The following is a 21,644-nucleotide window of genomic DNA, read 5'->3' on the forward strand; positions in this document are numbered from 1 at the left end:
CCTATAAATGGCACCATTTTTGCTTTATGGGGGGTATGAAAACAATAATCTATACCCTCATTCTTCTCTCGCTGAATACTCACGCTGTTTGTACACAGGAATTTCAAAGAGCTTTCTTTGATACAAATTCCAAGAGATTGAGCTCTGTCGTCGATGATCTTGCTCTTAAGGGAGTAGGGAAAAAGATTGTAGTAAAAGGACCATTTAAGCTCTCTGGTGAAATTAAAATCAACACGGCCAAAAATGCTTATCTTCCAATCTTAACAAGCGTCATTCTTTCCGATAAGCCTGTTCATTTATATGATCTTCCAAAGATTAGTGATGTTAACAAGCTCAAAATTATTTTGAGTGAGCTTGGTGTAACGATTACTGAAAAAGGTAATGTAACAACTTTTGATTCAAGCACATTGAAAACAAATATGGCCGTTTGTGACATGGTCACGAAGATGCGTGCCTCAATTCTTTTTTTAGGCCCACTAATTGCTCGTTATGGTGCTGGAAAGGTGGCCTTGCCTGGAGGATGTCCTATTGGTGCTCGTCCAATTGATCTACACCTAGAAGGTTTAAAGGCCCTCGGAGTGAATTTTGAAGAAGGCGATGACTTTGTTCAAGGAATTGGAAAGTTTAATTCCTTAGTCGGCTCAGATATCAGTTTATATTTTCCTTCTGTAGGAGCTACTGAAAATATCATGAGTGCGGCCATACTAGCTAAAGGCGAAACTATTATTAGAAATGCTGCTAAAGAACCAGAGATTGATGATCTAATGGATTTTCTCAATGCCATGGGTGCAAAGATTAGTTGGATCGGTGATGGAGTCATGAAAATTGAAGGAGTAAGTGAACTGAAAGAAGTTCACTACAGGGCCATCGGTGACCGTATTGAGGCCGGAACTTATGTCTTAATGGGTCTAATGAGTCGCTCTCATGTGAAAATTAGTGGATTTAATCCAGAGCATTTAGGCGACGCTTTAAACGTTTTAAAAATGATGGGTGCCAATATGAAAGTTGGTCCAGACTATATTGAAGTTTTTCCGAGTCAACTAAGACCTGTTGATGTAACAACGCTTCCGCACCCAGGTTTCCCAACAGATATGCAGGCCCAATTAATGGCCCTACTTACAACAGTTGAAGGTCAATCAAAAATTACTGAGACACTTTTTGAAAATCGATTTATGCATGCTGAATATTTTAATAAGCTTGGTGCAGATATTACCGTTGAAGGAAATAAGGCAACGATTAATGGAAAAGAGAATTTTGTGCCTAATAAAGTGGTGGCCACTGACTTGAGAGCTGCGGCCGCATTAATAATGATGGCCTCTAGAATTGAAGGTGTTACAGAAATCCATGATGTGAAACATCTTTTTAGAGGCTACAGCGATATCCTCGAAAAATTAGAAGAACAAGGTGTTGATATAAAAATGATTAATGAGTAAGATTTCTAAATGAAAATACTTATCTTATCTTTAATTACGTTCTCAGTAATGGCCAATGACCAGGTTGCTCAATGTGGTGCTGAACCTGGTTTTTTTCAAGATCTTTTCACCAATGCTAAGCACGTTCGTGAAATTTGTCTTGAAACTTTAAGAAAAGAAAATGAAAAAAAGAAGTACGAAGAATTAGCAGAAATTCAAAATGGTATGAAGGCCATTGATAAAAGACTTAAAGAAGTTGCCTATAAGTATAATTATCCCAATATACACTGTGAAGCTTCTGCGTCTCAGCGACCCAATGAAGAGCGAACTAAAGAATGTCGCGCTTTGATTCGTTCAAAATCTGCACTTATCGATAGAATGAATTATTTGATGGGTTGGGATTCAAAACCAAAACAAGTTGAAAAGGGAAAAGAACCAGCTCCGTCTCAGTTAGATTGTCCTTCTAAGAGTGAGCTGGAAAAAATTAAACCGGTTCGATACTTCAACAAAAAGCTCTATCAAACTTGGGAGAGATGTGTTGTGTTGAAGGCGGATGAATTCTATTAGAATTATTCGCCAGATTTTCCATAGTTTGGTAGCACCCTCGCGCTTGGATCAATAACATCACAGTTTTTCCATTCTTTATTTGGCAACCAAAAGTCTTTTACTAAATAAGACATCCCAGAAAATTTCTTTTCGAACATTTCTCTGTACATAAGGGCCTCTTTCGTTTGAGGGGTTGCATGTTCGTAGTGTTTCTTGGCCATTTCAAATTCTTCATCAGTATAAAGAGATTCAGCATGGGCCTTTAAATAATCAACAACAGCATGTCCCTGAGCATCTGAAAAAGCTGCTTTCTCTCTCATTAATATTTCTTCTGGAAGATAGTCATCGTCTTCAAACGCCTTTCTTAAAAGATATTTTCCAATACCTGTTGTATTCATTTTGAGAGAGGGATCAATACTCATAACAAATTCCACAAATTCTTTATCACTAAATGGAACGCGCGCTTCGAGAGAGTTGCTCGCAATACAACGATCAGCTCTTAAAACGTCGTACATATAAAGTTCATCAATTCGCTTCTTTGCTTCTTTTTGAAACTCTTCTGCACTTGGTGCGAAGTCTGTGTACTTATACCCAAAAAGTTCATCACTTACTTCACCAGTTAAAACAACTTTAATATCTGTTTTTTCTTTAATGTATTCACAAACGAGGTTCATGCCCATAGATGCTCTAATCGTAGTTATGTCATATGTCTCTAGGTGATAGATGAGATCTTCAAGAGTTCTAAATATATCGGCCTTTTTAAAGAGCACTTCGTGGTGATCACTGCCAATATAATCAGCGACGATACGAGCGTATTTTGTATCAATTGGCCCTTCTTCAATCCCAACTGCAAATGTTGTTATTTTTTTTCCAGTAAGCTTATGAGCGATCGCACAGACGAGACTTGAATCAAGCCCACCACTAAGAAGAAAACCAAGAGGTGCATCTGAGTGTAATCTTTTTTTTACTCCACTTGTAAGTAGCTCTCTAATTCCTTTGAGTGCTTTGTCTAGATCTCGAATATATGTTTTTGGAGAAGTTGTATCAGCAAAAGCACAGAAGTCTTTTCCATCAAAATAATGACCAGGAGGAAAAGGTTTAATGTCGTCACATAAATCAATTAAGGCCTTTACTTCTGAGGCGAAGGCATATTCTCCAGTAGTTTTAGCTTTACCATAAAACATTGGACGAATACCCATATGATCTCTTGCCGCTATAAAACGATCTTCTTTTTCATCATAAAGAACAAAGGCAAATTCTCCATCGAGTACTTGGCAAGTTTTCTCAATTCCATGGTAGAGATATAAAGGTAGAAGGACTTCACAGTCTGAATCAGATTTAAAGGGAAACGTATCTTCAAAGTCAGATTTAATAAATTGAAAGTTATAAATTTCACCATTACATACTGCGTATTTGTCCTGATGATAAAAAGGCTGGTTCCCTTTTCCGGTGAGATCCATAATCGCAAGACGGTGAAAGCCGATGTAGACATGATTTTTTGCAAGGACAATTTCTGTATCATCGGGCCCTCTGTACTGTATTTTAGCAAGAGAGTCTTTAAATGTTGCTTCTTCCTTGTCGCTGAATTTACCTATTAAAAAACCACACATCGCCAACCTCCAAGTAGTGATTTCTTAATAAATTTCGACTTATTGTGAAAATTTATCAAATAATTATTTCTATTAATGATGATTATTTAATTTGAGGGCTATTTTTGTGATAAAATGTTAAAAAATGAGGTGTAAAGTGACCCATAATTACGAAATTGATAATCTTGATCTTAAAATCCTTGGAGAATTGCAAAAGGACGCGAGGAAGCCTTTTTTGGAAATTGCTAGAAAGCTCTCCGTTTCTGGTGGGACCATTCATCAGCGAGTGGAGAAGCTTAAAGAGATGGGTGTGATTTTGGGCACAAGACTCATAGTAGATCATAAGAAACTTGGTCAGGGCGTCTGTGTAATGCTCGGAATTCACCTCCACAATGCCAAAGATATTCAAAAAGTAATAAGTAAGTTACAGAAAATAGATGAAGTCGTAGAAACGCATTACACGACAGGATCTTTTGGTCTTATGATAAAAGTCTATGTACGTGATATAGATCATTATCATCAGTTCTTGGTTGGAAAATTGCAGGCCATTGACGAGGTTTTATCCACAGAATCGTTTATATGTTTATCTTCTCCAATCGAAAGGGAATTAAAATTAATTAAATAAGAATATAAAGGGGTTAATTCACTAAATCGGCAAAATTTATAAAAATTAAATTTATCTTAATTAATTCTCTTACGATAACCGATCATAATAAAGAAAAGTTTTAAAATGAGAGGGGAATATGGGGAAGTTATCGCTGAAAGCAAAATTAATCTTAATCTTGATTCTGGCCGGTGCCTTACCATCATCAATTATTGCAATTCTTGCATTTAACAAAAGCTCAGAAGCTCTAAACCAAGAGGCGATGACTAAGCTTGTTGCAGTAAGAGAGTCAAAAGCATTTCAACTCGAAGAACTTTACAAACTCATGAGAACACAAATTCAAAATTTAGGTGAAAGTACTCTTGTTAGAGATTCACTCATTGAATTTGAAAAAGGTGTAGAAAATTATAGTTCAGAAACCCCTGATGTTAATGCTTCAGATATAAAATCAAAGCTTACAAGTTATTATGATGCTCAATTTGTAAAAAAATATAACGAGATAAATAATACTTCAAAAAAAGGTATTGATTACATCCAATTTTTAAGTGATGAGCAAATTGAAATTCAAGATGCTTTCATTAGCAGTAACAAATTCCCATTCGGTGAAAAAGCAAAGCTTTCAGATCTTGAAAATGGAACGACTTACGCGAAGGCACATAGTAAGTTTCATCAATCATTTAAAAACTATATTGAGCAGTTTGGCTATTACGATTTATTTTTAATCAGTGCAAAGTCTAATAAGGTCGTATATACCGTGACCAAAGAAATAGATTTTATGGCCGATCTTACAAAAGGAGAATTTTCAAATTCTTCTATTACTCAGCTATATAAGAAATCTCTTACAACTGATGGTGTACATATTTCAGATATTGAAAAATACTTCCCAAGTTTTAATGCTCCCTCTCAGTTTGTTTCATATCCTATTATTGCAGATGGGAAGAAGATCGGCGTGCTCGTTTTTCAAGTACCAGTTGATAAAGTGAATATGATTCTTACGGGAAATCAAAAATGGAAAGAACAAGGGCTAGGAGAGTCTGGAGAGACTTATATTGTTGGGAAAGACCATTTTATGAGAAGTGTTTCACGCTTTCTAATTGAAGATAAACCACAGTATTTGGAATCTATGAAAGGTGCAGGACTTTCTGGAGAGCAGATCACTTATATCGATAAACAAAATACTTCTGCATTGGCCGTTAAGCTTGAATCAAGCGCGATTAATCATGTAATCGAAGGAAAAAGTGGCTTTGAAATAACAAAAGATTATCGTGGGGTAGATGTTATTAGTGCTTATATGCCAATTAAAATAGAAGGTCTTGAATGGTTTATGTTAAGTGAGTTTGACCAGGCAGAAGCACTTGTTCCTGTCGTGGCACTTCGAAATATCGTTCTTGTTGTTGTTGCTGTTTCACTTCTAATTATTATTGTCGGAGCATTTACTGTCTCAACAGCACTTTCAAATCAAATTATTAAGATTGCAACTCGTCTGAATGAAGGGGCGAAGAGTGTTCTAGATAGTTCAACAAAAATTGCAGAAGGTTCTACGGAGCTTTCAAGTACAACGGATGAGCTTGCTGCCAGTGTGCAAGAGACTTCTTCATCAGTGAGTGAGATTTCGGCCATGGTTACTAGAAGTTCAGAGTCTGCAGATGTCGCGGCCAATAGAAGTTTGGAGAGTCGTGAAAAGGCCATTAGAGGGAAGAAATCGGTTAATGAGGTAAAGAGTATTATTGAACTGATTCATAAGAGTAATGAGGATATTGTTCAAGGTGTTGATGAGAACAATCGTCAGATTGAAGAAATTAAGGCCGTTATTTCTGAGATTTCAGAAAAAACCAAAGTTATTAACGATATCGTTTTCCAAACAAAACTTTTATCTTTTAATGCCTCTGTAGAAGCGGCCAGAGCGGGAGAGCACGGTAAAGGTTTTTCAGTAGTTGCTGAGGAAGTTGGAAATCTTGCATCAATGTCAGGGAATGCGGCCAATAGTATTACGACATTATTAGATCAAAGTACTAAAAAAGTGAACGATATTGTCGAGAGTTCAAAAGCTAAAATGATTACAATTATTGATCAAGCTAAGCAGAGAGTTGAAAGTGGTGTAAGTAAATCTGTAGAATGTGAATCAATATTAGATGATGTTCTAGAGAGTTTTGAAATTGTAAATAACTCAGTAAATGAAATTGCAAATTCCGCTAAAGAACAAGCTTCTGGTGTAAATGAAATCACTCAAGCAATACAAGAAATTGATAATGCTACTCAACAGAACTCTATTGTCGCAGGAGAATCTTCGGTTCGAGCGGAGGAACTTAGAGGTCAATCGAATGTCCTTTCTCAAATCGTTGTAGAAATGCAGAGAATTGTTTATGGAAACAAAGAAGCACCACTAAAGAAAGAACAGAGTTTTGATAAGAGAATTGAGAATGAAGAGCCTCAATTTATTGAGAAAAAAGTAGAAGTAAAACCAGAGCTTAAGGTTGTAAAAGCGAAAGAGAAAGTAAAAGTTGAGCCAAAAATTGAAAAACCGATCGTAGCAGAACCTCGTTCAAGTGAAATTGAGGTAAGTTTAGAAATTCCAAGTAGTGATGATTCTCGATTTGAGGATGTCGGTTAGTATTTCTTAAAAATTTGATTGAGAGATTCTTTGAAATTTTGGTTTTGAAGAATCTTTTCAATTTCGAGATAGTTTTTTTTCAGATCTTTAGAATAAACGAGATGTCTTTTGTAAAGCAGCTGAGAATTACTATCTATAAAAAAATGATCTTTGGGCAGTTTATTTTTCTTCAATAAGTAATTTAGTGTCGAAAGGCTTATAACTCCTACATCAACTCTTCCTCGATCTACCATGTCAAAGACTTGTTCTTCTTTTAAAACATCTATTCTTTGATGTGAACTCTCTTTGAAGACCACATATACATTTGCTGCAATAACGGCGATCTTTAAATTTCTATCCTTTTTGATATCGATAGGCCTTTTCTTATTAGAGATATAAAGATTTTGATCCTCGGCTATAGGTGATGAATAGAGGAAACTCTCTTTGTTTTCATCATTTAGCCATACTTCATTTGTAAAAAGCATAATTTTACTTTTTATCTTATTAATTCTTGTGCGTGGTAATAGTTGGAGCTCGTATTTTGTTTTGGAATATTCATTCAAAATACTTACAAAATCATAGGCGAGACCAATTTGTTTTTTTGAATTGATAATAAAAGGAGGCTTATCTTGGTAGATATACACAGGTATTTGTTGAGCAATGGCATTATTAATAAGATAAAATAGTGTTATAAAAAAAAGTGTTAATGGCCTCATATTATCCCCGAAGATAGAGACCATTATACGTTGATTTTATTTCTCTTGAAAGATTTTTACTTTAGAGGCCATCTCTTTTATGTCTCTAATATTCGCATTCAGTTCAGGTGTTGCTGTGCCTTTAGTTATCTCTTTTCTTTTCCCTCTAAAAAGATAGTAGAGGTAATCCATCATATTATCTTCATCAATACTCTGATGATTCTTTTTAATTCGTTTAAGTTCACCTAGGAGTTCTGCACAAAAGCCTAGAGTTGCTATTGCAGCAGGTCTTGGTTTTCCCAAGTCTGATTTATCAATATTATATTCCTTTTCTATTAATTCAGGAATTCTCTTCAGTTGAGTTGGTCCACGACTATTTGAACTTTCATTACCATCAATCCATTTTTTCAGACTTACGAGCACGGGAAGAGTTTCTTTAAGAGTATAGCGCCAATGTGTTCCCATTTGGCTTTCTGGCTTCATGACTCCAAAAGAAAACTTTGCCAATAGGTTGTATTCGTCATTTGTTAAATTATAGAGAGTCATTAGTTTTTCTTTTTCATCTTGTAGGGCCTTTAAGAAGCCTGTAAGTAGCTCACTTTCTTGTAATTGTGTATCTGTAAGAGTTATTTTAATTTTCTTGTACTCTCTTCCACTCGTATGAGTATAGTTATAGGCATAGTAGTTTTCTGGTGTAATATTTTTCTTAAAAAGAAGTTCTCCATCTTTAACAATCAGTGTGCTCGTTTGTTCTTTTGGCAGAACAACCACTGGTGTGTTAGGGGCGAGATTAAGTCTTAGGCCACGACCTAGCGGGCGGATCTTGTTATTATTTTGATCTTGAATAAAAAGCTCACCGTTTTGACCGATTTTATTTAAACGATATACACCAGCGCCGCTAGTGAGATAGCGATCATCGGTTTCAATTTCAGTTCTTTCTTCTCTAATGAGTTGACCCTCACGATTAAAGTATTGAATTTTTCCTAATTGTGGATCAACGATGACATAGTTGTCTAAATTGGCATGGTGTGCGAACGATTGCACTCTTTGCTTGAGTTCAGGAATATCATTGATCGTTTCTTGAATTGAAAGTATTTTTTGAATTTCATCTTTTGATTCTCCATAGATTTTCCAGGGTTTTGTCTCAATTACTTTTGCTTGTTCAACATTAGATTCAGAGATAGGGAGAAATTCAAAGATGGCCTTGCCTTTATAGCGGGCCACTAAATCATTTTTTAATGAAATGGTATTTAATTCATCTAAACTAATTTTTGAACTTAACTGATCTAGACCGACATTAATGAGATTTTGAAAATAGTTTTCATCAAATTTACATGCACCAGCAAATAATCCTTTTTCATCCAGGCATCCAATAGATTGTAAGTGTGATTTTAATGATCCTTCAATTTCATTCAATGTGCTTGCATAGTTTTTAACATGATTCTTTTTTAGATTATCTAGCTCACTTCGAGTTAAGGGACGTTTATTATTCGCAAATCCTGAGTAGTTTGTAAGAATACTAGAAATAGAAGTCTTGTTGTAAAGAGCAGAGTATTTTCCATACAGCTCTTCTGAAGCATTGTTAATTTGGGCGGCAAACCACAGAATTGAAATATCATTTTCATTAAATGGTGAATCTTTTGCAATAAGCATATGCGATAGGGCAAAGGCCGAAGCATCTTTATTGGAAAAGCGAAGATCCTTTTTGTAGTAATTGGCCTTGCGGTAGAAATCGTCAATTTTTTTCAAATCAAGTAAATAGGCCTGATTTTGATAATTGTTTTTTAAAGAGTCCAGATCCTTTCGATCATTTTCACTTAATGAATTGAACCACTCTTTTGAATACTCTTCGATAGTTTTCAAGTTATCACTATTCGATAGGGAGGCCATTTTTAACATAGTGATATGGAATTGTTCAGAAAGAAGTTCTTTTCCTCGAGGTGAAGTAAGAACTTGCTCTAAATAAAGCAAACTTTCATCGTGACAATCATTCAGATCAAGTGGCCTTGCTTGGACAATAAAATTTAGGAGAATTGAGAATAAAATAATAATCGTTTTCATAGGGTCTTTATCGGTTAATCATGCTTCAAACTATAACATGGTTGAGCGAATTGATCGGTCATGTAAAAAAGCATATAGCAGCTATTTAATTCTGAGATAGCACTTCATATTGATTCTGGTATAATAGGAAGGTTAAAGCTACCTGGAGGGGTTATGACCATTAAAGTTGGAATCAATGGTTTTGGGCGAATTGGACGTTTTGTATTTAGAGCAGCTTGTGAGCGAAATGATATTGAGATTGTGGCCATAAATGATTTATTAGACGCTGATTACATGGCCTATATGTTGAAATTTGATTCAACACATGGACGATTTAAGGGAACTGTCGAAGTTCGCGATGGTGCTCTTATTGTAAATAATAAAAAAATAAGAGTTACAAATGTAAAGAATCCTGAGGAATTGAGGTGGAATGAAATAGGCGTTGATGTCGTTGTAGAATCGACAGGTTTATTCTTAACTGACGATACAGCTAGAAAGCATATCCAGGCCGGAGCAAAAAAAGTTGTCATGTCTGCACCTTCAAAAGATAAAACACCGATGTTTGTTATGGGTGTAAATCATGAATCATATAAGGGTGAAGAAATTGTATCGAATGCTTCATGTACAACAAATTGTTTGGCGCCAATTGCTAAAGTTTTAAATGATAAGTGGGGCATTTCAGAGGGGCTAATGACTACTGTTCATGCCACAACAGCAACTCAAAAAACAGTTGATGGACCATCTCATAAAGATTGGCGAGGTGGAAGAGGAGCGGCACAAAATATTATTCCTTCTTCAACTGGAGCTGCGAAGGCCGTTGGTGTTGTCATTCCAGAATTAAATGGAAAATTAACAGGTATGTCATTTCGTGTACCAACACCAGATGTCTCAGTTGTTGATTTAACAGTTAATTTAAAGAAACCAGCTTCGTATGATGAAATTTGTAAGGCCATGAAAGAGGCTTCAGAAGGTGCCCTTCGTGGTATTCTTGGATATACAGAAGACGAAGTCGTATCAACTGATTTTCTAGGAGAAACGTGTACAAGCGTATTCGATGCAAAAGCAGGAATTGCATTGAGTGATACTTTTGTAAAAGTTGTTGCTTGGTATGATAATGAAATTGGTTATTCAAACAAAGTCCTAGATCTCGTCTCTTATATTTCTAAGTAGATTTATTTTTTTTATTCTGATAAATTGTCCGAGTAGTGATTTCTCATTACTCGGACGAGATGCGCCGTACCCGGTTAAGACAAGACGACGCCTTTAATTTTTTAAAGGAGTTGTTATGTCAAATGCATGGTTTATTCTTGTTGTTGCAGGATTCTTAGAGGTCTGCTGGGCCATCGGCCTTAAGTACACAGAAAGTTTTACTAAAATTGTTCCAAGTTTATTAACAGTCACTGCGATTGTTTTAAGTATGTTTCTTCTTTCAAAAGCTGTTCAAGTTTTACCTGTAAGTACTGCATACGCCGTTTGGGTGGGGATTGGGGCCCTTGGAGCGACTATCTTTGGAATAATTTTACTAGGTGAGCCAGTAAATACCGCAAAAATAATCTTTTCAATTTTACTAGTCGTATCGATTATTGGTCTTAAACTTTCGGCCTAATCTAATGCGGTGAGAGTTTAAACTTCTTTTTCGAAATATATAATAAAGAAAAATGAGGAGACCACATGAAAAAGTTAATCGTACTTACAGCATTAATTACTGCGACATCTGTATTTGCATGGCCAAGAGCTACAAGAAGCCTAGAAGGTGATGTTAGTTGGAATAAAGGTAAATGGACTTGCAGTGTAACAAATTCTTTAGGTCGCGCTATTGAAACAACAGGATTTCGTTTTGAGGGTGATACTAGAAGAGGCGGATCAGGATCTTTCTACGCTAAAAAAAGCACTATGTTAAATGATGGTGAAAAACTTTCTGTTACAAAATATGCAGTTGGTTCAGTGGATTATGTGAGAAATTGTTTTTTAGTTTACATTAAATAAGTTTTTTAAAAAATGGGTCATCAGCATTGCTTGCTGATGACCTCGTTTTATTGCTTTGGAAGTAAAAGATCTTTTTTAATTCTTAGTATTGCTGATAATAATGATTCCTTTGTTACAGGTTTTGAGACAAAGTCATTCATACCAACCTTAAAACATTTTTTCTTATCTTCAGCGCTCGCACTTGCCGTAAGTGCAACAATCCATGGCCTCTCGCTATCTTTAGTAATTGATCTGATAGTTTTTGTTACCTCATATCCATCGAGTTCAGGCATATGAATATCTAGTAAGATGGCATCATAGCTTTTAAGAGCGATTGCTTTTAAGACTTCTTTACCATCGTTTACGATATCAGCTTCGTAGCCAAATTGTTCGAGAAATTTTTTAATAATGAGTCTATTTGTAGAGTTATCATCAGCAACTAAGAGCGATAATGGATTTGATTCAGCTATTTTTATGGAGTTATCTTTAGGTAAATTGTGTCCTTCAAAATTAATACTATTACCTTTTTTAAATCTCATCGTGAAAAAGAAAGTAGAGCCTTTGCCCGGATTACTTTCTACCCAAATATTCCCACCCATTGCCGTACAAATACTCCTTGAGATAGCAAGGCCAAGGCCACTTCCACCGTAAGTTCTGGAAGTAGAATTATCAGCTTGTTCAAATTGATTAAAGACTCTTTGTAGGGCCTTTTTATCCATTCCAATGCCTGTGTCAGAGATTGTTACTTGAAAAGTATATTCACCACGGTCAAAGCTTTTCAACGAATAACTTACTTCAATTTGCCCTTTCTCTGTGAACTTTAAAGAGTTGCTTATAAGATTTGAAACAACTTGTTTAAGTCTTGAAGGGTCACCTGTTAACCATTCGGGGGCATTATTATCTCTTTTTATAATTAATTTAAGTCCTTTCTCTTTTGCTTTGGGATAAAAAAGTGAAACAACATGAGAGATTGTTTCGTCGAAATTAAAATTGATTGATTCGAGATTTATTTTTCCTGCCTCAATTTTAGAGAAATCAAGAATATCATTGATAAGATTAAGAAGATCTTGACCACTATTTAGCATAGTCGAGACATACTTTTTACCGTCTTCGCTGAGGTTTTCTTCTTTTAGGAGTGTCGCCATACCAATGACCCCATTTAATGGAGTTCGAATCTCATGGCTCATTGTCGCAAGGAAATTCGCTTTAGCTTGGGCCGCCTCTTTTAAATAAAGTTCTTGTTCTTTTTTTCCAGTAATGTCGAATCGAATTGCTACATATTTTTTAATCATGCCTGAATTATCAACAAAAGGTACAAGGGTAGAATCAACCCAATAATAGTCTCCATTTTTTTTCTTATTTCTTATTTCACCATGCCAAACGTTTCCAGATTGGATAGTATCCCACATATTCTTAAAGAATTTCTTAGGGTGAAGACTTGAATTGAGCACTCTATGATCTTTTCCTAAAAGCTCACCACGCGAATAACCAGAAATCTTACAGAAGTTATCATTAACGTAAGTGATTTTTCCTTTTAAATCTGTTTCAGCAACGATTGCAGATGCGTCGAGAGCATATTGCTGAACTTTTAACAAGTTATTCATTTCAAGAATATCTCGAGACATTGATATCAAAATATGAGTGAGTTCACCAATTTCATCTTTAGAATTCACTTTATACATTTCTTCTGGAATTTCTTTGTTGTTAATAAAGTGTTGAGTGAGCTTACGAAGTTGTTTAATTGGCGCGACAATATTTCGTATATAAAGATATGAAATAAAGATCATTAGGATACTTATAAGAAAAATAATAGCAGTGTCACCCAAAAGATTACTGTTAACTTGTGAAATGATACTTGATTTATCTACTAGAACGACAAGTTTAAGAACATCGTTATAGTTTAATTTGTTATAATGAAGTTCAGAAGTCGTGATAAGTTTGTTCTCAAATTCGATAATATTATCATGTGAACTTTTTTCTAATAAGGTTGAAATTGGATAGAATGTATCGAGGTGTTTTAGTTTATCATTATCAATAAAACGGTTGATTTCAAAGTTTGAATGGAGCAGGATCTCATTTTTATTATTTAAGAAAACATATTCCGTATTTCTTTCATTAAGTGCGCCAAGATCGAGAATCGTCTTATTGTAATTCATATTTATGATTACTATTCCAAAAATATGATTGGGTGACGAATAAATTGGTACGGCTGCCCTGAGAGTAAGTTCGTAAGGAATTGTTATTTTTCCGTAATCTTGATTTAAATTTATTTCTGAAAGATAAACGTTGTTAGGAGTAATTTGAATGGCCTCTTGGAAATATTTACGACCACCCTTTTCTTGAAGATCTTCTTCAGCAGATCTGAATATATGATTACCTCTTCTTTCAACGCGAAGGATTTCTTTACCGTTGTTGGCCGTTCCAATATAGCGAATTTGTGAGTAGTGGGGCTTAGCTCTTAAAAGTTCCGTAAAAATAGTTGTTAATCTCTCTTCCCATTGAAGAAGTGAAGAGCTATCAATCTTATCGCTTCCTTTATTTGATTTGGCCCTTAGGATACCTTTTATGGGCGGTGTTTCAGAAAGGAAGATAGCATCACTTTTTAAATCTGAAATTTTCGCATTCATTGTGCCCATAATGAGTTCGGTTTGGGCCTGTTTTTCTTCAAATTTATTATGGATCAGAAGTTCTCTTGTTTTAACTGTATGAAAGACAGTTATGCATAACAAACTTGCAATAAGGGTCGCTAAAATGGTCAATACTAACTTGGTTGAAATGCTTTTCAAAATATCACCTGTGAAAATTGTCATTTAATTTATTTTAAAATTATAAGAGGTCTAAGGACCTAGATATATTAATAAATTTATAATTTTACAGAAGGTGTTAATTTAATAAAAACAGGTGATTAAGTCTCTTTTAGAGAAGGAAAAAAAGGTCCTGATTTATGCTAATTTAAGTTTTCTTATAAATGGAAAAAGTGGCAAATAGTTGTGGGTTTTAGAGAAGTAGTAGAGTGAAAGCATTGGATAAATTACTAGTGAAAATTCTTTATATCGAATTTTTTTGTCGATAAGTTCTTATGGCAAATTCACTTAAGAAATTTTGTAAAGATTATATTGGTACTAATATACTAAGGATCAAAAATTATATTGAACAATCTAAGTCTTCAAACACGGTGACGATTCAGATCCCAATAAATAATCTCTTCTTATCTTTGATTAATAATGCCTATATCGAAGGTGAGCTAACTAAAGAAATATTGAATGAAAATAAAACTGAAATTTCAAAGTTAATCATGGCCGCTTCTAAGGCGAGAGTTGATCTCAAGAATGAAAGTTATGGATCAAAATGGCACATAAGAAGCGGATCCAATGATCTCATTGATAATCTATTATACAATCTGGAATTTTTCGATGAGCATGGTTTTTCAAATATTATCAAAGAAGGATTAGTGACCTTAAGAGATGATATCATTAAAAATCCGTCAGACTATCCGCAAGCACTAAGGCAGAAAGTTCAAAAGCTTTATAGTATGGGTGAATAGAGGAAAATTGCTATGAATTAAAAAGTGGTGGCCCGGGCGAGACTCGAACTCGCACACCCGTGAGGGCGGCGGATTTTGAATCCGCTGCGTCTACCATTCCACCACCAGGCCACTTATAGAATAGATTGATCTTAATTAACTGGCCGCCACCTGTCAATTACTGAAGTTTTAATAATTCTAAGGACTCACGTGTTGAGAAGCGAAAGGTATTATCTAGCAGGTGTTTCTTGATCTCTGAATTATCGATAATGCATGAGTACTTAATGTAATCCAATAAATAATCTGGAAAAGTCCAAAGCTTTTTGACGATTTTGGCCATGGGCTCAAGCCCTACAATGGGAACATTTAGGATTGGCAGACCAATAACTTCCTTGGCCTGACGGATTGAAATGGTCTCATCAGGCGCAACATTATAGATTCCCGTAGGAACGCTTGAGAGGCACTCAACTAGTACCTTTGCCATATCGAATTCATGGATGAATTGAAACATTGGGTTAAAATCAAGGCCCACGGGGGCGTAGGGTGTTTTCAAATATTGTGTGATGGAATTATTAATTTGAGGCCCAATAATATTGCATGGTCTCAGTACAACAGTTTCAATATTTTGTTGATGTTTCCACATCCAATTTGTACACAACTGATCCATCTCTGTTACATCGCGAAGCTCAGGATATTTGATACTTGCTTTCAAGGGTGAATCTTCATTAATAAAAACAGGATTGTCATGAAGGGCCCCGTAAACATGGTGGGTACTCAGAATGATAACTTTCTTTGTATTATTTCTTAGGCATAAATCGAGAATGCGATTCGTCCCCATAATGTTGATATCAAGTCTTTGAGCAACATCAGCATGGGTTGAACCCTTAGAGTGACCAAGTCTTCCTAGGTGGTAGACGATATCGAATTGATGTTCACGAAACAGTGATTCAAATTGTCCTCTAGTATATTTTATTCTTTTGAATTTGAAATTGGGTCTAATCATAGGAGCATGATCATCGCGTGTATCAACACCAAGAATATTATGATGAGGAAAGTCTTTGCATATAAGACCTGCTGTTATTCTTGCAAGGCCACCGGCCGCACCAATAATGAGAATGTTTTTAGATTCGCTCATTTTTTTTTCTACTTTCTGTTACTTGGTTTGCAAAAAAGGGTCTTCTGTTTTCAAGACCTCTATCGATCAATTCTTTAATTCTTCTTTCGATTTCATAAATATGCTCATCTATTTCCCTGTCCGTTGCATCAGGTGAAATTTTTGGAAGAGGAAATTCTTCGCCAATATGAATGTCGATGGGAGATGGCAGAGGGAAGTAGTTTGCGCTTAGAGGAAGAGCAGGCAATCCTAATTTTTTCGCAAGGCCACTGGCCTGGACAACGTAAGGAAAAACTTCTTCCGCGCCAACTACGGCAACAGGTAAAATAGTTGTGCCTGATGACAAGGCCATTCTAAAAAAGCCACGAGTAAATTTCTGAAGCTTATAAAAGTCTTTGGTACTTTTTGAAACTCCACGCACACCTTCAGGGAATACGAGAATTGATTCGCCCTTTTGCAAAAGTTGCATGCAGTTGTGTCTATCTCCGAGAACTGCTCCCCCTTGCTGGGCCCATAATCCAATAAATGGCAGACCAGTAAAGAAGCGCTCTACCATGGATCTTAAAACGCGAGCAGGTCTAATTTCAGTCGCAAACGCCGTCGAAATAAGCATGCCATCAATAGCAATTTGGCCGGTGTGATTGGAGACGACAATATAGGGCCTATCATTGACGTTTTCTTTACCAAAGAGACGGACTTTGAAGTAGTTCTTATAAATAGGGTAGATGTATTCGAGATTACGTCTGGCCTTCTCTAAATTGAGTCCCCAAGGATCTTCGCCGTTTGGATATTTTTTTAACAATTCCTCTACGGACTGATCTACTTTCTCATTGTCCTCAGATTCCATTTTTAATTTACTAAATATTTTAGATACTTGTTCAATCATAACTGACCATATTGGTTAACAATGAAATGTGTTTATTTGCGCCTATTTTACCAGATCGTCAATTCTTCACAAGAATTGATATGTGCTATATACTTTTCCCAGTAGTAATAAGAGTGATTGATCAAAACTCTAGGAGATCGCTATGCAAAAACAACCTCAGTGGAAGAATCGTTTTAATGAAATCCTTGGCTCTTGCCAAGAAGAGATTAGAAAAACGACAGAGATTGGCAAGCGCATGTTGTCTGCTTCTAAAACTAATTCATGTCTACATGACTCACTAGAAGAGCTTGGCAGTATGGCATTCCAGGCCTTGGAAAATGGAACCCTAAAGTGGGAAGACCCAAAAGTGAGAGAGCTGGTTTGTAAAATTAAGGATTGCGAAGAAAGCTTGAAACTGATTGAAAAAGAAGTGAATAAAATTAAGTTTTACTCTGGTATTGAAGACGTTTCAAAAAAAGAAGAAATAAAAGATGTAATGAAAGAAGTAATTAAAGAAGAGAAAAAGGATTAGTTTCCTTTTTCCTCTTCAATCTTCTTTTGTAAAGCAGCTCTATCTAAAACAAAAGTAATAATAGAACCTAGTAATTGATCCATTCCCTGTCCAGACTCTGCCGAAATGAAATGAATTTGTCTTACCCATTTAAACTCTTTGAAAAGAAGTGGCTTAAGCTTATTGAGAGCGGCCCTTTCGGATTGTTTCTTCAATTTATCTAGCTTGTTAAAAACAACAAAAGTTTCAAACTTCTGTCCCTTTAAATAATCATGAAATTCTTGATCTGATTTTTGATTTGGATGTCTCGCATCTTGGATATTAACCATTAATGTATGACGTGAGGCCAATTGGAAAAAATGTCCCATCAACTGATCCCAATTATCTGACATATCTTTTGAAACTTTAGCGTGCCCATACCCTGGTAAATCGTAGAAAAAAAGTGGGGGAAGATCATCTTCACTTTTACCTTTTTCGCCAATTTCAAAAGTAAAAATATTAACTTCGCGCGTTCTTCCTGGTGTCTTTGAAACACGTGCGGCCGCTTTGCCAAAAAGTGAATTTATCGTAGAAGATTTTCCAACATTTGAGCGTCCAACAAAACTCACTCCAATTGCATTGGGGTTTTCTTGTAACCACTGTTCAAGTTGTTCTGGGTTACTAATTCCATAACGAAATTGAGTGTTCCCTTTTAATACTTCTAAGGCCATCTTTTTTCCTTCACTAAATTCAAATGTGAAAATCCTTTTCCCATAAATGCTGCTAAAGGTCAAGGAATCTTGATTTATTAATAGTTCAAAGGAAAAAACATTGAAAATAAAGAAAGAAGCATTATTTAATTCTAACTAGTTCATATCGCATCATAGAATTTTTAGTGCACAAAAATAGTGGCAAAAATTGAGAAAATTCAACGCGCTAAAAAATGTTGTTTTTTTCATTTTTTTCAAAAAAAAATTACTCCTATATAGACAAAATTATTAGAGATCAAAAATTAGCATTCAAAAAGTAGCTGATATCACTGTAAGTGAGTTTATTTTTACGGCTTAATATATCTGGTGCGAAACCCGAAGCGTGAAATTACAAAGACCCAATAAGGGAACTCCAGAAACAGGAACAGGCAATCATGGCATTTGACTACGATAAGGCAAAAAGAAAGGCATCTGACTCGTCAGATCACTGGACTTCAAACTCCGACCTTTTTATGGTTTTGTCAGTTGTATTCTTACTTCTATATGTCGTTGCAAGTGTAAGAAATGGAACGAGCAATATTACACAGGCCGTGCAACTGCAACAGATAGCAAGTCAGAAAGAAGATCTTCAAAGACAGTTGCGTGCATACAATGCTTTAAAGAATGAGGCCCTCGAAAAAGACTCTAGTGAAGAAGAAGTGAAGATGTATCAAGAACTAATGTCAAAACTTGATCTCTTACAAGATGAGACAGATAAGGAAAGAAAAGATCTAGAAAATCAAGCGAAGGCCAATGCTGATAAAGTCGAAGCACTTAATCAGTACCAACAAATGGTTCGTAATATCATTAATACAAATTTACTCGCTAAGAAAAGAATTGAAAGAAGAGACAAAGTTATTGTTGAGAAAAAAGAAATTATTACTGAGCAGGTTCAAACGATTAAAGGCCTTGATGAAACAATTCAAGAACAAGCTCAAGATATTGAGGAAAAGGCCAACGTTATCGGCCAGAAAGAGCAGTTAATAAGTAAGCAAAATGAAGAAATTGAAGAAAAAGAGAAAGAAATCGCAGAAAGAAAAGTTGCGATTAAAAATTTAGAATCTGAAGTTGATCAGAAAAAAGAAGTCCTCGCTAAAAATGCACAAAGGATAGATGACTTAAATAGTAAACTTGATGGCAAAATCGTAGAACTTCAAGAACAGTATAAGAAACAAAATAAAACGGAAGCTGAAATGAGACAGGCCGTTTTAAAACTCAGATTAGCAAGTCGTAATGAAGTTAAAAAACTTAAAGAAGAAAAAGATCAAGTTGCAAGTCGTTTGACTAATTTGAACGAGAAACTAGAAGCTGCCAATGTTGAGCTTTCAAGTGCGAGTCGTAAAATCGAAGAACAAGAAAATAGAAAAGAACAACTTGAAAATGAATTAAAGCAAGCTGAAATCAGCTATCAAAAACAGATGAAAGATCTTGAGAGCGACTTTAATAGTAAAGTGGCATCACAGAGGGAAGCGCTTGAATCTAAGTTGAATCAAGAAAAAGCAAGCGCTAAAGAGAAGGCCCAGAAGCTTGCAGAATTCAAAGAACAAGCAGCAAAAGAAAGAGAAAATCTTCAAAGTGCTCTTGGTGAACTGCAAGGGAAAGTTTCAAAAGTTAAAGGTGACTTAAAAGAAATGAGCGAGAAAGCTAAAGAATATGCTGATAAGCTTGCTGATGCAAAAAAAGATCATGCGAACTATCTTGCTTCTATTTCGCAGCTGAAGTCTGATAAGGAAAACTTATCAGGCGATTTGGAACGAGTTAAAAAAATTGCGAATGCTAAAAAAGATCTTGCCAATAAAATTGCTGCCAACTTGAAAAAACAAGGTGTGAAAGCAAACGTAGATCCAAAATCAGGTGACGTTACTCTTTCATTTGGGGATGAATACTTTGATTCTGGACGTGCCGATTTAAAAGCAAATATGCAAAAGACACTACAGAAGTTCATTCCTGAATATGCCAAGTCTCTTCTTGAAAATGATGAAATTGCAAAACAGGTTCAGTCTGTAGAAATCGTGGGTTTTTCATCTCCAACTTATAAAGGGAAGTACATTGATCCTCAAAGTTTAAAGGCTGAGGATAGAGCGGCCCTGAATTATAATTTGGATTTGTCATTTAAAAGAGCAAAGGCAATCTTCACATATATGACTGATACAGAAAAAATGAATTATACCTATCAGAAAAAGATTCAACCTTTAATTAAAGTTACAGGTCGAAGTTATCTTGCTGATGGTGTCCAAGGACGAGGAATTGCTTCTGGTATTTCTCGTAAAGAATATTGCTCAAAATATGATTGTGATAAATCTCAAAAAGTTATCGTTAGATTTAACTTAAAGGACTAATATACCATGGGACTACAAGAATTGATTCAACAGATGATTGATGGGCTGGTAGCATTTTCTACCGATTTATTACTGCCTTTCATGGCCTTAACATTTCTCTTTGGGGTGACCATGAGATGTCTTATTTGGTGGACTCTCAGAAGAGAATATTGGTTTGCAGAGGAATTTCAAAAAAGGGTGTTACGCTTTATCAATAGTGCAGATGATGACAAAGAGCTATCGTTCTATGTTGTTACAAAAAGGCTGTTAGAAATTACATTTTATGAGGCCTTTGAAATCCGCTCTATTATGAAAAGACGTAATCCAGATGCCATCATGACATGGGCAGATAGACTCTTTTTAATTCAGCAGGGTGCCGCGAAAATTGTTAACGATACTCTTAAGCAAATTCGTTATATCAAATACGACCGTGAAAAACCTCGTTTTCTTGAAATAAGTAAAACTGTATTTCAGAACAACCCATGTTTTAATAAAGTTTTTGGTATTATTCCAATTTCAGCTTTCAATGAGTTTTTAAATATTTTACCCAATCTTTTTATTGTAGGAGGTATCTTTGGTACTTTCCTAGGAATCATGAAGGCCCTTCCAGAGCTTGGTGGGATGGATCTTGCTGATGTTGAAAATAGTCGTGTTGTAATGGATACATTCTTATTGAAAATTTCGTTTTCAATGTCGACTTCAATCATTGGTATTGTCTTGTCTGTTTCAATGACTTTTATGAATACATTTTTAAATGCAGAGAAATTATTCATCAACACTGTAGAAGGTTTCGATAACAATCTTAGTATTCTTTGGACAAGATGCTCTCATAACACTTTACCTAAAAATATTGAAGACTTTGATGAAAATAGAGACCCAATCGAGGTTTTGGCCGAAGATGTAGTTACAAGAGAGTTACAAGTAGAAACAGGTTTTGTACATCTTAAAAAGCCAATTCAAGGTTGGTGGTTAAAAGACAAAAAAGGGCAGAGACCAGTTCTTGCTGATGAAGAAAAAGAAAAAATTATAAAAGAATACGAAAGTACAAAAGAGAATAAGAATCATGATCTTCGTGAAAGTGTTAATGAACAAGAAGAACATGTTGAAAGTGATGAGAAAGTTGCTTAATTAAGCTTTGCAAAGG

General features: G+C 35.4%; 18 protein-coding genes, 1 tRNA gene and 1 riboswitch. Of the genes, 11 read left to right on the forward strand and 8 right to left on the reverse strand.

Translation table 11 applies throughout. The annotated features are described in order from the left end of the window. The first annotated feature begins 35 nt into the window (after nucleotides 1-35). Both murA and M899_RS02785 read left to right on the forward strand, forming a co-directional pair. Nucleotides 36-1,433 (forward strand): UDP-N-acetylglucosamine 1-carboxyvinyltransferase, encoded by a 1,398-nt coding sequence (gene murA, locus M899_RS02780; protein ID WP_021269865.1) that lies wholly within the window; start codon nucleotides 36-38, stop codon nucleotides 1,431-1,433. Nucleotides 1,434-1,442: 9 nt separating this feature from the next. Continuing rightward, nucleotides 1,443-1,979, forward strand: a complete 537-nt coding sequence (locus tag M899_RS02785; protein ID WP_021269846.1) for a hypothetical protein — start codon at nucleotides 1,443-1,445, stop codon at nucleotides 1,977-1,979. Between the two features lie 2 nt (nucleotides 1,980-1,981). Here M899_RS02785 and asnB read toward each other — a convergent pair whose 3' ends face one another. After that, nucleotides 1,982-3,568: an asparagine synthase B gene (gene asnB / locus M899_RS02790; protein ID WP_021269845.1), complete on the reverse strand. Its 1,587-nt coding sequence runs from the start codon at nucleotides 3,566-3,568 to the stop codon at nucleotides 1,982-1,984. 124 nt (nucleotides 3,569-3,692) lie between these two features. On the opposite strand from asnB, the gene M899_RS02795 reads away from it, so the two are divergent. Next, nucleotides 3,693-4,172 carry an Lrp/AsnC ligand binding domain-containing protein gene (locus tag M899_RS02795; protein WP_034727541.1) on the forward strand — a complete coding sequence of 160 codons (480 nt, stop codon included), beginning with the start codon at nucleotides 3,693-3,695 and terminating at the stop codon, nucleotides 4,170-4,172. Nucleotides 4,173-4,290: 118 nt separating this feature from the next. After that, nucleotides 4,291-6,762, forward strand: a complete 2,472-nt coding sequence (locus tag M899_RS18750; RefSeq protein WP_021269922.1) for a methyl-accepting chemotaxis protein — start codon at nucleotides 4,291-4,293, stop codon at nucleotides 6,760-6,762. Here M899_RS18750 and M899_RS02805 read toward each other — a convergent pair. Then, complete coding sequence (locus M899_RS02805; protein WP_021269924.1) at nucleotides 6,759-7,457, reverse strand: transporter substrate-binding domain-containing protein; 699 nt, start codon at nucleotides 7,455-7,457, stop codon at nucleotides 6,759-6,761. The genes M899_RS18750 and M899_RS02805 overlap by 4 nt on opposite strands. A 36-nt stretch (nucleotides 7,458-7,493) precedes the next feature. Beyond that, nucleotides 7,494-9,497 (reverse strand): hypothetical protein, encoded by a 2,004-nt coding sequence (locus M899_RS02810; protein ID WP_021269847.1) that lies wholly within the window; start codon nucleotides 9,495-9,497, stop codon nucleotides 7,494-7,496. 153 nt (nucleotides 9,498-9,650) lie between these two features. Between M899_RS02810 and gap the strand changes: the two genes are divergently transcribed. The 3 genes from gap (at nucleotide 9,651) to M899_RS02825 (ending at nucleotide 11,462) form a co-directional block, all read left to right on the forward strand. Further along, a complete protein-coding gene (gene gap / locus M899_RS02815; RefSeq protein ID WP_021269834.1) occupies nucleotides 9,651-10,646 on the forward strand; it encodes a type I glyceraldehyde-3-phosphate dehydrogenase in 996 nt (331 codons plus the stop codon). Nucleotides 10,647-10,675: 29 nt separating this feature from the next. Next, nucleotides 10,676-10,740: riboswitch (guanidine-III (ykkC-III) riboswitch) on the forward strand. 21 nt (nucleotides 10,741-10,761) lie between these two features. Continuing rightward, nucleotides 10,762-11,082: a quaternary ammonium compound efflux SMR transporter SugE gene (gene sugE / locus M899_RS02820; protein WP_021269852.1), complete on the forward strand. Its 321-nt coding sequence runs from the start codon at nucleotides 10,762-10,764 to the stop codon at nucleotides 11,080-11,082. A gap of 65 nt (nucleotides 11,083-11,147) precedes the next feature. Next, nucleotides 11,148-11,462, forward strand: a complete 315-nt coding sequence (locus M899_RS02825) for a hypothetical protein (RefSeq protein WP_021269830.1) — start codon at nucleotides 11,148-11,150, stop codon at nucleotides 11,460-11,462. Between the two features lie 47 nt (nucleotides 11,463-11,509). Here the strand turns inward: M899_RS02825 and M899_RS17420 are convergent, their stop codons facing one another. Further along, the gene (locus tag M899_RS17420; RefSeq protein ID WP_021269862.1) at nucleotides 11,510-14,251 is read right to left on the reverse strand and encodes a hybrid sensor histidine kinase/response regulator; all 2,742 of its coding nucleotides are present in this window, start codon (nucleotides 14,249-14,251) and stop codon (nucleotides 11,510-11,512) included. 269 nt (nucleotides 14,252-14,520) lie between these two features. On the opposite strand from M899_RS17420, the gene M899_RS02835 reads away from it, so the two are divergent. Beyond that, the gene (locus tag M899_RS02835; RefSeq protein ID WP_021269833.1) at nucleotides 14,521-14,985 is read left to right on the forward strand and encodes a hypothetical protein; all 465 of its coding nucleotides are present in this window, start codon (nucleotides 14,521-14,523) and stop codon (nucleotides 14,983-14,985) included. A 25-nt stretch (nucleotides 14,986-15,010) separates the two neighbouring features. On the opposite strand, the gene M899_RS02840 is transcribed toward M899_RS02835, so the two are convergent. The 3 genes from M899_RS02840 to M899_RS02850 form a co-directional block, all read right to left on the reverse strand. Continuing rightward, nucleotides 15,011-15,096, reverse strand: a tRNA-Leu gene (locus M899_RS02840). Nucleotides 15,097-15,142: 46 nt separating this feature from the next. After that, entirely contained in the window at nucleotides 15,143-16,099 is a 957-nt protein-coding gene (locus tag M899_RS02845; protein WP_021269886.1) for an NAD-dependent epimerase/dehydratase family protein, read from the reverse strand. Further along, nucleotides 16,086-16,964 carry a lysophospholipid acyltransferase family protein gene (locus M899_RS02850; protein ID WP_021269836.1) on the reverse strand — a complete coding sequence of 293 codons (879 nt, stop codon included), beginning with the start codon at nucleotides 16,962-16,964 and terminating at the stop codon, nucleotides 16,086-16,088. The genes M899_RS02845 and M899_RS02850 overlap by 14 nt, the downstream gene beginning before the upstream one ends. Before the next feature lie 142 nt (nucleotides 16,965-17,106). Here M899_RS02850 and M899_RS02855 point away from each other — a divergent pair, with 142 nt between their 5' ends. Next, nucleotides 17,107-17,475, forward strand: a complete 369-nt coding sequence (locus M899_RS02855; protein WP_021269881.1) for a hypothetical protein — start codon at nucleotides 17,107-17,109, stop codon at nucleotides 17,473-17,475. On the opposite strand, the gene yihA is transcribed toward M899_RS02855, so the two are convergent. Further along, a complete protein-coding gene (gene yihA, locus M899_RS02860) occupies nucleotides 17,472-18,164 on the reverse strand; it encodes a ribosome biogenesis GTP-binding protein YihA/YsxC (protein ID WP_021269851.1) in 693 nt (230 codons plus the stop codon). The genes M899_RS02855 and yihA overlap by 4 nt on opposite strands. Before the next feature lie 413 nt (nucleotides 18,165-18,577). On the opposite strand from yihA, the gene M899_RS02865 reads away from it, so the two are divergent. Beyond that, nucleotides 18,578-20,521, forward strand: a complete 1,944-nt coding sequence (locus M899_RS02865) for an OmpA family protein (protein WP_021269915.1) — start codon at nucleotides 18,578-18,580, stop codon at nucleotides 20,519-20,521. 6 nt (nucleotides 20,522-20,527) lie between these two features. Next, complete coding sequence (locus M899_RS02870) at nucleotides 20,528-21,628, forward strand: hypothetical protein (protein ID WP_021269819.1); 1,101 nt, start codon at nucleotides 20,528-20,530, stop codon at nucleotides 21,626-21,628. Nucleotides 21,629-21,644: the final 16 nt, after the last annotated feature.

It is taken from the genome of Bacteriovorax sp. BSW11_IV, assembly GCF_000447755.1.
GTDB lineage: Bacteria > Bdellovibrionota > Bacteriovoracia > Bacteriovoracales > Bacteriovoracaceae > BSW11-IV.